The organism is Kitasatospora brasiliensis, assembly GCF_032654805.1.
GTDB lineage: Bacteria > Actinomycetota > Actinomycetes > Streptomycetales > Streptomycetaceae > Kitasatospora > Kitasatospora brasiliensis.
In genome coordinates, this window is record NZ_JAUOOW010000006.1 from 646,852 (window position 1) to 660,925 (window position 14,074).

At 74.3% G+C, this 14,074-nt stretch carries 10 protein-coding genes; 2 read left to right on the forward strand and 8 right to left on the reverse strand.

The features are described from left to right. Positions 1-9: 9 nt before the first annotated feature. The 4 genes from QWJ13_RS25675 to QWJ13_RS25690 are packed head-to-tail and all read right to left on the reverse strand — an operon-like array spanning position 10 to position 5,595. Positions 10-1,833, reverse strand: coding sequence for an IucA/IucC family protein (locus tag QWJ13_RS25675; RefSeq protein WP_316527322.1), 1,824 nt, complete (start codon positions 1,831-1,833; stop codon positions 10-12). Continuing rightward, positions 1,811-3,199: a lysine N(6)-hydroxylase/L-ornithine N(5)-oxygenase family protein gene (locus QWJ13_RS25680; protein ID WP_316527324.1), complete on the reverse strand. Its 1,389-nt coding sequence runs from the start codon at positions 3,197-3,199 to the stop codon at positions 1,811-1,813. Before QWJ13_RS25680 ends, QWJ13_RS25675 begins: the two co-directional genes overlap by 23 nt. Before the next feature lie 9 nt (positions 3,200-3,208). After that, positions 3,209-3,904 (reverse strand): GNAT family N-acetyltransferase, encoded by a 696-nt coding sequence (locus QWJ13_RS25685; protein ID WP_432277606.1) that lies wholly within the window; start codon positions 3,902-3,904, stop codon positions 3,209-3,211. Beyond that, on the reverse strand, positions 3,796-5,595 hold the full coding sequence (locus QWJ13_RS25690) for an IucA/IucC family protein (RefSeq protein WP_316527325.1): 1,800 nt from the start codon (positions 5,593-5,595) through the stop codon (positions 3,796-3,798). The genes QWJ13_RS25685 and QWJ13_RS25690 overlap by 109 nt, the downstream gene beginning before the upstream one ends. A 334-nt stretch (positions 5,596-5,929) precedes the next feature. Here QWJ13_RS25690 and QWJ13_RS25695 point away from each other — a divergent pair, with 334 nt between their 5' ends. Both QWJ13_RS25695 and QWJ13_RS25700 read left to right on the forward strand, forming a co-directional pair. Further along, complete coding sequence (locus QWJ13_RS25695) at positions 5,930-7,129, forward strand: trypsin-like serine peptidase (RefSeq protein WP_316527326.1); 1,200 nt, start codon at positions 5,930-5,932, stop codon at positions 7,127-7,129. 55 nt (positions 7,130-7,184) lie between these two features. Next, the gene (locus QWJ13_RS25700; protein WP_316527327.1) at positions 7,185-8,306 is read left to right on the forward strand and encodes a trypsin-like serine peptidase; all 1,122 of its coding nucleotides are present in this window, start codon (positions 7,185-7,187) and stop codon (positions 8,304-8,306) included. A gap of 83 nt (positions 8,307-8,389) precedes the next feature. On the opposite strand, the gene hflX is transcribed toward QWJ13_RS25700, so the two are convergent. From hflX to QWJ13_RS25720, 4 genes are all read right to left on the reverse strand, one after another. Beyond that, positions 8,390-9,892, reverse strand: coding sequence for a GTPase HflX (hflX, locus tag QWJ13_RS25705; RefSeq protein WP_316527329.1), 1,503 nt, complete (start codon positions 9,890-9,892; stop codon positions 8,390-8,392). A 236-nt stretch (positions 9,893-10,128) separates the two neighbouring features. After that, positions 10,129-12,309: a RelA/SpoT family protein gene (locus QWJ13_RS25710; protein WP_316527330.1), complete on the reverse strand. Its 2,181-nt coding sequence runs from the start codon at positions 12,307-12,309 to the stop codon at positions 10,129-10,131. Positions 12,310-12,492: 183 nt separating this feature from the next. Next, positions 12,493-13,398 carry a diaminopimelate epimerase gene (gene dapF, locus QWJ13_RS25715; RefSeq protein WP_316527331.1) on the reverse strand — a complete coding sequence of 302 codons (906 nt, stop codon included), beginning with the start codon at positions 13,396-13,398 and terminating at the stop codon, positions 12,493-12,495. A 99-nt stretch (positions 13,399-13,497) separates the two neighbouring features. Next, positions 13,498-14,010 carry a hypothetical protein gene (locus tag QWJ13_RS25720; protein WP_316527332.1) on the reverse strand — a complete coding sequence of 171 codons (513 nt, stop codon included), beginning with the start codon at positions 14,008-14,010 and terminating at the stop codon, positions 13,498-13,500. Positions 14,011-14,074: the final 64 nt, after the last annotated feature.

Here is a 14,074-nt window from a genome sequence, read left to right on the forward strand (position 1 = left end):
GTTCCCAGCCTACGGGGCGGGGGTGACAATCCGGTCCCGCTGCGCGGGCATTCGCACATCCACGGCGACCAGCGCGTTCGGCACCGTCCCGTACCGGGCGGCGTGCGGGCGGTGCGGACGGTCCTGGTAGCCGTCCAGCAGCAGCCGGTTGCGGTTGAGGCAGAGCCGGTCGATCCGGGGGCGGAACAGGTCGAACAGCTCGAAGCGCTCGCCCAGCTCGGGGAAGCGGTCCTGGTAGCGGAGCACCTCGGCGCGCAGCAGGGCCCAGAACTCCGTCTCGGGCAGCCCGGTCTGCGCCTCCAGGAGCGGGGCGAGGTAGCGGAAGACACCGATGAACAGCCCGGAGTGGATGAACTGGCAGAGCCCCTGGGGGCTCTCCCGCAGCAGCGTCTCGGCCACCTCCATCGGCAGTCCGTGCAGTTCGGGCAGGCTCTGGGCGCTGAGGTTGACGTCGTCCACGAAGTCCTTGACCGCGAGGCGGACCGGCACGTCGGAGGAGTCGAAGACCACGATCGCGTTCTCCCCGTGGGGGGAGAAGACCAGCCCGTAGCGGTAGAGGAAGTGCAGCAGCGGCGGCATCATCGAGGCGAACAGCCGGGCGGTCCAGTCGGCGGGGGCGAGGCCGGAGCGGGCGATCAGCTCGGCGACGAGCGCCCGCCCGTCGGAGCCGGTCTGGAGCAGCGCGGCCAGGGTGCGGGCGCGTTCGCCGCCGTCCAGGTAGGGCCCGAGCGGCTGGCGCCAGATCGCGCCGAGCAGTTCCTTGTACTGGTACGGCGCCTCGGGCAGCTCCCGGTAGAGCGGGTGGTCGACGGTGACGGAGGCGATCTCGCCGAGCAGGATCACCCGGCACTCGTCGCGCAGGTAGGGGTCGGCGTCGCGCAGTCCGAGCAGCCAGGCGGTGACGGTGGGCGCGGCCAGCGTGCGTTCGACCGGCAGGCCGCGCCAGACCAGGGTGTTGAGGATGGACAGCGGCAGCTTGACGGTGCAGCGCTCGGGGTGGGCGGTGTTGAAGAAGGAGCGGATGGACTGCTGGGGCAGCCGTGGGTCCCCGTCCGAGGGCAGCGGGACGATCTCCCCGGAGGCGATCCAGGGCGCGAACAGCGGCAGAATCGTCTCTTCCCACTGCCAGGGGTGGACGGGCAGCAGCAGGTAGTCGTCGGCGTCCGGGCCGAGCGCGGCGCGCAGCGCGTCCACGTCGTCCAGCTCGCGGGCGTACAGCTGCTCGGGCCGCTCCAGGCCGGGCACGCCGCGGTACTCGGCCAGCCGGCGGTGCACCGCGATCCAGGGCAGCGGGCGCGGGCTGCGGGCCTCGGGGGCCCAGCGGGCGGCGTCGATGCCGGAGAAGCCGATCCGGCCCTTGTTGGGGACGATCCAGGGGTGACCGGTCTGCCGGCCCTCCAGTTCGGCGTGGCCGAGCTCGGCCAGTTCGGCGGCGGTGAGCGCGGTGGCGAGCTGGCGGGCGTCGGCGATCAGGGTGGCGGAGAGCTCGCGGATCAGGTGGCCGGTGGTCTCGCCGCGCATGCCGAGGGTCTGCCGGGCGTACGGGAGGAAGCGCAGCGGGTCCAGGCCGTCCGGGCGGGTGCAGCGGACGGACTCAGGGTCGACCTGCCAGCTGTCGTAGGCGCCGCGCCGCGCGGTGAAGCGGTACTCCGCCTCGGGCAGCTCCAGCCGGTACTCCCCGGGCGCGTCGCCGGGGACGGGCCGGAGCAGCTCCTCGTAGGCGAACTCGCCGAGCATCTTGGCCAGCAGGGCGCGGCCGGCCCGCTGCCAGTGCCCGGCGGTGAGGTGCGGGGGCAGGTGGAGCGGCGGTTCAGCGGCCGACGGTTGCGGCACGGGTCAACTCCTGGGGGCGGGGGACGACGGTGGTCGGTGGCGGGGTCGCGGGGACGGGCGGCGCGAAGCCGGTCCAGGCGGTGCGGCTGGGCAGCCGGTGGACGGTGCGACCGGTGACGGCGTTGAGGATCACGGCGGCCCGGTGGGCGCCGAGCCCGAGGTCGGGGGTGCCGACGCCGTGGGTGTGCAGTTCGGCGTTCTGGACGTACAGCCCGCCGGTGAGTTCGGGCCGGGTGGCGACCCGGTGGTCCAGGTCGACCCGGTAGCGCCCGGCCTCGTCCCAGTCGATCAGTTCGGCGAGCGGTTCGAGCGCGGCCGGGCGGGCCGCCCGGTAGCCGGTGGCGAGCACCACGGCGTCGGTGCGCAGCACGTGTTCGGCGCCGGAGTCGGTGTGCCGGCAGTGCAGTTCGAGGCCGCCGCAGGGGCCCGGTCGGGCGTCGGTGACGGTGGTGCCGGGGCTGATCTCGACCGGGGCGGTGTCGATCGGGCGGCCGATGGTGCGCTCGTACAGGTGGTCGTGGATCTCGGCGAGGGTCTCGGCGCTGGCGGCCTTGTGCAGCTGCCACTGGGCGGCGACCAGGGTGTCCCGGACGGGGCCGGGCAGGCCGTGGAAGTAGCGGGTGTAGTCGGGGGTGAAGTGCTCCAGGCCGAGCTTGGAGTACTCCATGGGGGCGAGTGCCCTGCTGCGGGTGAGCCAGCGCAGCCGGACCCGGTCGCTCTCGTGGCGCCGCAGCAGGTCGAGGAAGACCTCGGCGCCGGACTGCCCGCTGCCGATCACGGTGATGTCCCGGGCGCCGGCCAGGTCGGCGCGGCGGTCCAGGTACTCGGCGGAGTGGAAGGCCCGAGGGTGGCCGGCCGGCGCGGTGAAGGCCTCGGGCAGCACCGGCCGGGTGCCGACGCCGAGGGCGAGGTTGCGGGCCCGTACGGTGGAGCGCCGCCCGGTCACGGTGTCGGTCAGCTCGGCCCGGTACCAGGGCGCGTCCCAGTGGAGGGCGGTGACCTCGGTGCCGAAGCGGCAGTTGGGCAGGCGTTCGGCGGCCCAACGGCAGTAGTGGTCGTACTCGCGGCGGGGCAGTTGGAAGCGCTCGGCGAAGTAGAACGGGAACAGCCGGTCCTGCGCGCGCAGGTAGTTGAGGAAGGACCAGGGGTTGGTCGGGTCGACCAGGGAGACCAGGTCGGCGAGGAAGGGCACCTGCATCCGGGCCCCGTCCACCAGCATCCCGGGGTGCCAGCGGAACTCGGGGCGCTGGTCGCAGAAGAGCGTGCGCAGGCCGGGCACCGGTTCGGCGAGTGCGGCGAGCGAGAGGTTGAACGGGCCGATGCCGACGCCGAGCAGGTCGTACGCGGGGGGTGTCGAGGTGTCCACAGGGGTTTCCTAGGCGGGGAGTTGGGGCTGTCGCACGACAGGCCCCGGGGCTCGGTCGCGGACCATCAGGGCGGCGCGCTTGTCGGGCAGGTCGAGTTCGGCGGCGGCCCGGAAGCCGGCCCGTTCGAAGGCCCGGACGGACCGCAGGTTGCGGACGTCCGGCTCGGCCACCACCCGTTCGCAGCACGGATTCCGGCGGAGAATCAATTCTGCGAGCGCGGCCAGCAGCAGGGCTCCGAGGCCCCGGCCGCGGCTGGCGGCGGGGCCGAGCAGCAGGTGCACGCCGGTGTCGTGCGGCCGGGCCGGGTAGTACGCGGCGAGCGGGTCGAGGTCGGCCCGGTAGACCTCCCAGTAGCTCATCGGCTCGCCGTCGAGCAGGCCGAGGCACGGGGTGCTGCGGCCGTCGCCGTCCAGTTGGGCCCGGACGTGCCGTTCGGTGACCTCCGGCGGGCCGGCGAGCGCCCAGAAGGCGTCGACCTCGGGGTCGTTCATCCACCCGGCGACCAGCTCCAGGTCGGCGGGCAGCCGGACCGGGCCGAGCCGGAACTCGCCGGCCGGGGTGGGGACGGCGCCCCACCCGGGCAGGTCGTGGAACATCAGGCGCCCGCCACCGGATTGGGGATGTCCACGTACACCGACTGGCTGGCGACCGGGCCGACCAGTTCGTCCATGCCGTTGATCCTGGTCAGCAGGTTGGCCTTGCAGGGCAGGGTGGGCGCGTCCAGCAGCAGCGCGGGCAGCGCCGAGCGGGTGGCGGTGGCCCGCGGGCCGGTCAGGAAGCGGCGCAGCGCGGCCAGCAGGACGGTCTCGTCGGCGAGCCGCTGGGAGCCGAAGGCGCCGATCAGGCCGAGCACGTGGTTGATGCCGAGGTAGTAGGCGAAGTGGTGGTCGATCACGTCGTCCGGCAGGAAGGTGTCGCTGTCCGCGCCGAGTCCGGGCAGCCGGGCGGTGAGCCGGTCGGCGGCGCTCTCCCGGTAGTAGTAGCCCTGGTTGTCGCGGTAGCGGCCGCCGCACGGCCAGCCCTCGGCGTCCAGCTGGACGAGGCTGTTCTGCTGGTGCGCCTCCAGGGCGATGCCGCCTTGGCCGTCCAGCCAGAGGATGGGCAGGACGACCGCGTCCAGGTAGCGCAGGAACCATTCGGCGGCCACGGTCCGCACCGGGCGGCCGCAGCGGACGGCCAGCGCCCGCAGCAGGTCGCCGAGCCGGGAGGGCACGGTGTCCCCGGTGCCCAGCGGCTGTTCGGCGACCAACCCGGCGACGCACAGCGTGCGTTCGGCGGGCGCGAAGGGCTGGGCGCGCAGCACGGTGTCCAGGCCGCACGGGTCGCCGAGGTCGGGATGGTCGACGCCGATCCAGGCCGGGTCGCGGACGATGTCGAAGCCGGGGTGGGCGGCCCGCCACTCGGCGGCCAGCCCGTTCTCCAGCAGCCGGTGCATCTCCAGGCCGCGGTGCAGTTCCTTGCGCAGGTTCTCCCGGCGGGAGTTGGTGATCCGCAGGCCGAGCGAGAGCTTGAGCATCCACGGGGTGCCGGGCCGGTAGACGGTGCGCACCGAGGAGGTGGGGTACCAGGGCTCGCCGGCCGGGCCGAGGTCGTGCAGCAGCCCGTCGGCGAGCAGGGCGGCGGCGGCCGGGCGGTGGGCGAGTTCGCGGGCCTGCCAGGGGTGCAGCGGCAGGGCGACGGTGCCGGGCGGCAGCGCCGGGCCTCCGTCGAACAGGCCGGCGACGAGCTGCTCGGCGCTCTCGGTGACGGCGGAGCCGGCCGCGAGCAGCGCCCGGTCCACCGCGAACCAGTGCAGCTGGAAGGAGCCGTGGAGTTCGGGCGAGTAGGCGGCGCTCTGGGCCGGGCCGAGGCCGTCGCGGCTCTTCGGGGTGGGGTGCAGCGGGTGGCCGAGCAGCAGGGACTGTTCGGCGGCGAGGAAGTGCGAGCGCTCCGGCCCGCCGGGGACGGCGGCGGTGCGGCGGTGGGCGAGGATCTCGGCGGTGCGCACGACCGAGTCGGCGACCCGGGCGGCGAGGTCGGCGACCTGTCCGGGGTCGGGCCGTTCGGCGGCCGCGGCGGCGAGCAGCGCGGCGGTGGTGACGGTGTCGACCGGGGCGTCGGCGGTGCCCTCGCCGGCCGAGAGGGTGGCCGGTCCGAAGCGGTGCCAGCCGCCGGGCGACCAGTAGCGGACCGGGACGGTGAGCCGGGCGGCGCCGCCGAGGACGGCGACCCGCAGCCGGTTGTCCGGCCCGGGGCGGGCTCCGGTCTCCCGTGTCCAGCAGCGCAGCAGGGCCTCCAGTCCGGCCTGCTCGGCGGCGACGGCCGGATCGGGGTCCAGCAGCAGGTCGTGTCCGGCGGACCGCCCCGCGGTGGGCGACGGTACGGGCGGGGCTCCGGTGAGGGCGGCGGTGCTCAAGGCTGCTCCTTGGGGCGCGTGGGGGTGCTGACGCGCACCGTGGTGGAGGGGTTGGCGGGCACTCGCACCGTCGCGTCAGGTAAGGGTTACCTATCCGTGATGGGTGATCACAAGGACCGCTCACTCGTCCGGGTGAAGATCTCGGATTGTGCGCCTCCGAGGCCGAATGCCCTGCTGCACCCTCGGACGGGCCGTCCCCGGGTCACGGATCGGTGACCTCCCGGCGGCGCCGGAACCCGGGGGGCGGGCGCCGCCGTCCTCGTCCCCGATGGAAGACTCCAAGGCGGCGGACCGTCGCACCACGAACCGACCGAACACAGGGGGAAACGCACAGATGCCAACGATCCACCGGTCAGCCCTGGCCGCCGCCCTGGCCGCCGGCACCCTGCTCGCCGTGAGCGCTTGCGGGCCGGACGGCCCGCCGGGCGACACGAACAGCCCCGCGCCGCCGCCCTCCTCGGCGCCCGCCCAGGCCGCCGGCTCGGGCTCGGGCGGCGTGATCGGCGGGATCACCCTCCCGTCCGGGATCCCGACCAGCCTGTTGGAGGGTCTGCCCAAGAGCTGGGACGACCTGAAGAAGTGGAAGTTCGAGGACTGGGACAAGTGGGCGTCCAAGCACGTCTTCAACAACCCGGTGGTGAAGGACTTCTGGGACCCGGACAAGATGGGTGACTCCAAGCCCGCCGATCCGGCCCCGCCCGCCGCCAAGCCGGCGCCCGCCACCCCCAAGCCGGCCACCGACGACGGCGTGACCGACCCCGAGCCCGCGGTGGTCAAGGCGGTGACGGTGCCCCGTCCGTACACCAAGCAGCCCTCCGGCAAGGTGTTCTTCTCCGCCCAGGGCGGGCGCGGCAACTGCTCGGCGACGGTGATCGCCGATCCCCAGCACCCGGGCAAGAGCAACCTGGTCTGGACGGCCGGCCACTGCGTGCACGAGGGCAAGGGCGGGAACTTCTACAAGGACCTGGTCTTCGTGCCCGCCTACAACAACTCGGGCGCCTCCAGCGGCGGCAAGCGGGCCCCGCTGTCCGAGCTGGCCCCGCTCGGCACCTGGTGGGCCGACCAGGTCACCACCTCGCCGCAGTGGATGGTCGAGGGCAGCGCCACCGGTGACGCGGCCAACCAGTACGACTTCGCGATCATGCGCGTGCACAACCAGAACGACACCGGCAAGTCCCTGGAGGAGACGGTCGGTTCGGCCGTCCCGGTCTGGTTCGACGCGCCGCGCGACCAGCTCAAGGTCACGGCCACCGGCTACCCGCTCGCCAAGCCGTTCGACGGCCAGGAGCTGTACAAGTGCGACGGCGGAAAGCCCACCCGGCTCTCCTTCGACGCCAAGCGCCCGACCATGCTGACCATCGGCTGCAACATGACCCAGGGCGCCAGCGGCGGCGGCTGGTTCGCCACCATGCCGGACGGGCGGACGGCCCTGGTCAGCAACACCTCGATCGGCACCCAGGAGCACACCTCGCTGAGCGGCCCGTACCTGGAGACGGTCGCCCGGCAGGCGCTGGACTGGATCTCCAAGAAGTAGCGGCCGCCACGGGAGCGGTACGGAACCACCAGCACAGCACGGGGGACGATCCAGCATGCCGAGAACCACCAGCCGGGCCGCGGCGGCCGTACTCCGGGCGGGCGGGGCGCTGCTCGCCGCGCTCACCCTGGGCGCGGCCGGCTGCGGCCCGGACGGCCCCGCCCGGCCCTCCGCCCCTCCCCCGGCCCTGCCCACGTCCGCGCCCACCAGCCTGGGCGACCTGACCGGCTGGAAGGTGGAGGACTGGGCCCGCTACGTCGCCGACAGCGGCTTCCCGGGCGACGCGGCGTCCGGCACCTGGTCGGCGGCCCGGATGGACGCAGCCAAGCCCCGGGCCACCCCGGAGTACTCACTGACCGCCCCCGCCGCGGACGGCGTCGAGCGGGACGCCCCGCCCGCCGCCGTCCCAGCCCAGCCGCTGGCGCACCCGTACGGCCCGGCCGGCGCGGTGGTCGGCCGGCTCTTCATGACCACCCCGCAGGGCGACGCCTCCTGCTCCGCGACGGTGGTCTCCGACCCGGCCAACCCGGGCCGCAGCAACCTCGTCTACACCGCCGCGCACTGCCTGCACGACGGCAAGGGCGGCGGCTGGCTGAGGAACCTGGTCTTCGTGCCGGGCTTCAACCGGGACGGTCGGGCCGCCCACGGCAAGCCGTACCCCGACCAGCAGGCCGCCCCGTACGGCCGGTGGACGGCGGTGCGCGCGCTGGTCTCGCCGACCTGGCTCCAGGAGAGCGGCGTCGGCGCCCACAACCAGTACGACTACGGCATCCTGCGGGTGCGCGGCGAGGACGGCTCCGGCCCGTCCCTGGAGGAGGCGGTCGGCGGCTCGGTCCCGATCTGGTTCAACGCCCCACGCGATCGGATCACCGCCGTCGCCGCCTACGGCTACCCGGCCGAGCGGCCGTTCGACGGCCTGGAGCTCGAACACTGCGACTCCACGACGCCGCCGGGGCGGCTCTCCTTCGACCGGACCCGCCCGCCGCTGTACGTGCTCGGCTGCACCATGACGGCGGGCTCCGCCGGCGGCGGCTGGTTCGTCGTCCGGGACGGCAAGCCCAATCTGATCAGCGTCGGCGCGCTCGGCAATCGCAACCCGGCCGGATACCAGGCTGGCCCCTCGCTCCAGGACCAGGCGAAGCAGGCCTTCGACTACTTCGCCAAGAACGTCCGGTAGGGGCTTCCGGCAGGAACGACGGCAGGAACGACGGAAGGGGCCCCGGGAACGCGTCCCGGGGCCCCTTCGTACGCTTCGGCGCCTCAGCCCTGGAGGGCCACCGCGAAGTACTCCAGCTCGGCGGCCAGCTCGGCCTGCACCTTGGCGTGCAGCAGGGTGCCCTCGCCGGTGTGCTCGGCGGAGATCAGCTCTCCCTCGGCGTGCACCCGGGAGACCAGCGCGCCCTGGGTGTAGGGCACCAGGGCCCGTACCTCGACCGCCGGACGCGGCAGCTCGTCGTCGATGAGCGTCAGCAGCTCGTCGATGCCCGCGCCGCTGCGGGCCGACACCACGATGGCGTGCGGCTCGCGGCGCAGCAGGCGCTGGAGCACGTGGGGATCGGCGGCGTCCGCCTTGTTGATCACCACGATCTCCGGCACGTTCTGCGCGTCGACCGAGACGATGACCTCGCGGACGGCGGCCAGCTGCGTCTCCGGCTCGGGGTGCGAGCCGTCCACCACGTGCAGGATGAGGTCGGCGTCGGCGACCTCCTCCATGGTCGAGCGGAAGGCCTCGACCAGGTGGTGCGGCAGGTGCCGGACGAAGCCGACGGTGTCGGCCAGGGTGTAGAGCCGCCCGCTCGGGGTCTCGGCCCGGCGCACGGTCGGGTCGAGGGTGGCGAACAGCGCGTTCTCCACCAGCACGCCCGCGCCGGTGAGCCGGTTGAGCAGGGAGGACTTGCCGGCGTTGGTGTACCCGGCGATGGCCACCGACGGCACCTGGTGGCGCCGACGCTCCTGGCGCTTGGTGTCGCGGCCCTTCTTCATGTCGGCGATCTCCCTGCGGAGCTTCGCCATCTTCTCGCGGATCCGTCGCCGGTCGGTCTCGATCTTGGTCTCACCGGGACCACGGGTCGCCATGCCGCCGCCCGAGGTGCCGGAGCCACCGCCACCCATCTGCCGGGACAGCGACTGACCCCAGCCGCGCAGCCGCGGCAGCATGTACTGCATCTGGGCGAGCGAGACCTGCGCCTTGCCCTCCCGGGACTTGGCGTGCTGGGCGAAGATGTCCAGGATCAGGGCCGTCCGGTCGACGACCTTGACCTTGACCACGTCCTCCAGGTGGATCAGCTGGCCCGGGGTGAGCTCACCGTCGCAGACCACGGTGTCGGCGCCGGTGGAGGCGACGATGTCGCGCAGCTCCTTCGCCTTGCCGGAGCCGATGTAGGTGGCCGCGTCGGGCTTGTCGCGGCGCTGGATGACGCCGTCCAGCACCTGGGAGCCGGCCGTCTCGGCGAGTGCGGCGAGCTCGGCCATCGAGTTCTCCGCCTCCTCCAGCGTGCCGTCCGTCCAGACGCCGACGAGCACCACGCGCTCCAGGCGGAGCTGGCGGTACTCGACCTCGGTGACGTCTTCGAGCTCGGTGGAGAGGCCGGCGACCCGGCGCAGGGCGGCGCGCTCGCTGCGGTCGTACTGGTCGCCGTCGTAGTGGTGGCCGAGGTCCTCGTCGATGGCCGCGAGGTCCTCGTCCATGAGGGCTTCCGCCCGCAGACCGTCGAGGCGGCGCGGAGCGTCGGCGTGGTCGCGGGTGTCGAACGTGGAGGTCATTCTGTCCTTTGGCTCGCTGGTACGGGTGGCCTTCGGGGACCGCGGTGGCGGTCCCGTAGGGAGTCTGCCCAGCTGCCGCCCCGGTTACCGCCGGGCGGGGGTGAGCTACCCCTCAGGTCCCCGGCTGCCGACCGGGCTCCTGTGCCCGGAGAACGCCGTGGACCGGCCGTGAATTCCCCATGATGGTCGCACGCCCGGCGCGGGCCGGTCATCCCATTTCCCCCGGAGCGCCGCCGCTACGCCCCTTCCGGGGCCTGCGGGCGGCTCACGTCGTACACCCCGGAGACCTTGAGCATCGCCCGCATCAGCGTCGGCAGCACGGCCGGCTCGGGCAGTTCGACGGTGTAGGTGTGCCGGACCCGGGACTCCTGCGGCGGCTCGACCTCGGCCGAGACGATGCCGACGCCCGCGCCGGAGATCGCCGCGGTGAGGTCGGCGAGCAGCCTCGGCCGGTTCAGCGCCTCGGCCCGCAGGGTGGCCCGGTACCCGGCCGCCGGGACGCCCCCCGGCTGCCAGCGGACCTCCAGCGCGGCCCGCCCGTCGGCGCGCATCCGCTCCCCCGCCGGGCAACCGGCGCGGTGCACCGCGACCGCCGCGCCGCCGCGGATCGGGTAGCCGGCCAGCTCGTCCGGCGGCACCGGGGTGCAGCAGCGCGCCAGCCGGACCGGGGCACCGGGCCGCCCGGCCACCGCGACCGGGGCGATCCGCCGCTCGGCGGCCGGGCGTCCGGGCGGGGCGGGCTGGCCGCCGGCCGGGCCGGTGCGGACGGCCGGCTGCCGGTCGGGGTGGTCGGCCAGCCAGCGTTCGATGGCCAGCCGGGCGGCGGGGGTGCGGGCGTGCGCCAGCCACTCGGGGGCGGGGCCGGAGGGCGGTCCGCCGCCGGCCGGGAGGGACTCGGTGAGCACCGCGATCAGGTCGCCGTCCTCCAGCACGGTGGACAGCGCGGTGAGCCGCCCGTTGACCCGGGCGCCGATGCACCGGTGGCCGGTCTCCTCGCCGAGCAGGTAGGCCGCGTCCACGCAGGTGGCGCCGGCCCTCAGCTGAAGCGTTTCACCGCCCTCCGTCACCACGGTGATCTCGCGGTCCCCGGACAGGTCGGCGGTGAGCGCGGACCAGAAGGCGTCCGGGTCGGGCGTCTCCTGCTGCCACTCCAGCAGCCGGCTGAGCCAGCCGGGCCGGGCCGGGTCGGTGCGGTCCAGCTCGTCGGTGTCCTGGACGGGGCCGGCCGGGGACGGGTCGCCGAGCGCGACCACCCCGGTCTCGGCCACCTCGTGCATCCGCCGGGTGCGGACCAGCACCTCGACCACCGCGCCGCCGCTGAGCGCCACCGCGGTGTGCAGCGACTGGTAGAGGTTGAACTTGGGCGCGGCCACGAAGTCCTTGAACTCCCCGGGCAGCGGCGTCCAGCAGGTGTGCAGCTCGCCGAGCACGGCGTAGCAGTCGGCGTTCTCCTCGACCACCACCAGCAGCCGCCCGTAGTCGGCCGGCCTCGGCTCCTGCGGCAGCCCGTCCGGCCCGGGCACTGCGGCCCGCCGGAGCAGCACCCGGTGCAGCGAGACGCAGTGCCGGGGCCGTACGGTCACCTCGGCGGCCACCCCGGTCTCGGCCAGCTGGCGGGCCAGCTGCCGGGCGAAGGGCTCCAGCAGGGTGTCCGGCTCGGCCTCGTGACCGGCCATCAGGGCGCGGGTGCGGGCGTGCTCCTCGGGGTGCAGGGTGGCGAAGACGATGTCCTCCAGCTCCGCCTTGAGCACCTGGATGCCGAGCCGCTCGGCCAGCGGGATCAGCACGTCCCGGGTGACCTTGGCGATCCGCACCTGGCTGGCCGGCTTCATGTGCCGGATGGTGCGCATGTTGTGCAGCCGGTCGGCCAGCTTGATCACCATCACCCGGACGTCGTCCCCGGTGGCGACCAGCATCTTGCGGAAGGTCTCGGCCTCGGCGGCGGCGCCGAAGTCGACCTTCTCCAGTTTCGTCACCCCGTCGACCAGGTAGGCGACTTCGGGACCGAAGCCCTCACTCACCTGACTCAGCGTCAACTCCGTGTCCTCCACGGTGTCGTGGAGGAGCGAGGCAACCAAGGTCGTTGTCCCGGCGCCGAGTTGGGCCAGGATCATGGTGACGGCCAGCGGATGGGTGATGTACGGCTCGCCGCTCTTGCGCTTCTGGCCGCGGTGGCTGGCCTCGGCGAGCCGGTACGCCCGGGCGAGCAGGCCGAGGTCCGCCTGCGGGTGGTGCCGGCGGTGGACCCGGACGAGCGGCTCCAGGGCGTCCGGCACGGGCGGCCGGCCGGTGGCCAGGAGGGCGGCCCGCCCGGCTCGGCCGAGGGCGGCCCGGCCGAGTTCCCCGAGGGGCCGCCTGGCCCCGGCCTGCCGTACGGTCGTCGGCTGCCCCGTCAGGGACTGCCCGGCTTGTTGCATCCCCTCCAAGGGACTATCAACCCGCTGGTCCATGCCATAGAGCACACCACGTTCCACGGCGATTTGCGCCCCCTTCGCGGGCGGCATCACCCGATCAGGGGGATTCGCCACCGCACGAAATGGGCAAACCGGGCCGTCCGCCCCCGAGGGCGGCCGGCGGACCGTCGACCGGCGGACCGTCGGCTAGCGGACCGACTCCCACCAGCGGCCGTCCAACCGCCCCTCGGCCACGATCACCGCCGGCCCGGTCATCTCGACCCGGCCGTCCGGGTGCTCGGTGATGACCAGTCGGCCGCCCAGCACGTCGACGGTGTACGCGACCGCCTCGCCGGTGACGGCCGGGTCGGCGCCGTCCCGGCGGATGGCCGCCACCGCGACGGCGCAGGCGCCGGTGCCGCAGGAGCGGGTCTCGCCCGAGCCGCGCTCGTGCACCCGCATCGCGACGTGCCGCGGCCCGCGGTCCACCACGAACTCGACGTTGACGCCCTCCGGGTAGGCACCCGCAGGGGTGGTGAGCGGCGCGGTGAACAGGTCCCCGGCGTGCTCCAGGCTCTCCACGAAGGCCACCGCGTGCGGGTTGCCCATGTTGACGTTCAGGGCGGGCCAGTGCCGCTCGCCGACCGCGACCTCGATGCCGTCCGGTCCGGGCAGCCGGGCCCGGCCCATGTCGATGGTGACGTCGCCGGGCGTGCCGTCCTCGGCGGCCTCGGCGACCTTCGCGGTGAGCACCCCGGAGCGGGTGGCGACGGCCAGCTCACCGGGCTTGGCCAGGCCGGCCTCGACCAGGAAGCGGGCGAAGACCCGCAGGCCGTTGCCGCACATCTCGGCGATGCTGCCGTCCGAGTTGCGGTAGTCCATGAACCACTCGGCCCGGTCGGCCATCCCCGCGGCGGCCGGGTCGGCGGCGGCCCGCACCACGCGCAGCAGCCCGTCCCCGCCGATGCCGGCCCGCCGGTCGCACAGCGCGGCGACGGTCTCGGGACCGATCTCCAGCGCGCCGTCCGGGTCCGGGACGATGACGAAGTCGTTCTGGGTGCCGTGCCCCTTGAAGAAGGGGATGCCGCCCTGCGGGGAAGAGGAAGCGTTCACCCCTCCGATGTTACTGATGTTCGCCCACTCGCCTCCGGGCGGAAGGGGCGGGGGTTCGCCGCCCGCCTCCGAGCCGAAGGGGCGGGGCCCCCGCCGGCCTCAGCGCAGGTAGGCGACCCGCCAGACCGCGAGCCCGCAGGCCACCACCGCGATCAGGGTGTAGACCACGATCGCCTTCCAACCGGCCCGCTGCCCGGAGCCCCGGCGGGGCAGCCCGGGCCACTTGTAGCCGGCGTGCCGGGCGGCCATCGCGCCCCAGCCCATCGAGGCGGCGGTGAGCAGCAGCCCGAGCATCCCGACCATGGTGGCGCGCGCCCCGGCCGAGCCGAAGGCGAGCGGGAAGGCGAACATCAGCGAGCCGAGGGTGCCCACCAGCGCGATCGGCAGCGTCTGCCACCAGCGCAGTCGGCGCAGCGGGCGGATCTCCCGCTCGTGCACCGGGGCGTCGGGCGGGGTGCGGGTGTCCAGGGCGGGCACCGCGGCCGCGTACGAGGTCGGCGCGGCCAGCCCGGTCAGCACCGGGAGGTCGCCCATCGTCGACTCGTCGAACTCCTCGGCCGGGGCGGTGACGCTTCCGCTCTGACCGGGCTCGGGGCCGGTACCCGTCGACACGCGGCCTCCCCTGACAGTTCGACACGAGCGGACTCGCGGCCGGGCACGGCCGGCCCGTCCGGCC

Bases quoted from the DNA above. Each gene is read 5' to 3' on its own strand.
- QWJ13_RS25700 (WP_316527327.1), top strand. From the start codon at position 7,185: ATGCCGAGAACCACCAGCCGGGCCGCGGCGGCCGTACTCCGGGCGGGC.
- hflX (WP_316527329.1), bottom strand. From the start codon at position 9,892: ATGACCTCCACGTTCGACACCCGCGACCACGCCGACGCTCCGCGCCGC.
- QWJ13_RS25695 (WP_316527326.1), top strand. From the start codon at position 5,930: ATGCCAACGATCCACCGGTCAGCCCTGGCCGCCGCCCTGGCCGCCGGC.
- QWJ13_RS25710 (WP_316527330.1), bottom strand. From the start codon at position 12,309: ATGCAACAAGCCGGGCAGTCCCTGACGGGGCAGCCGACGACCGTACGG.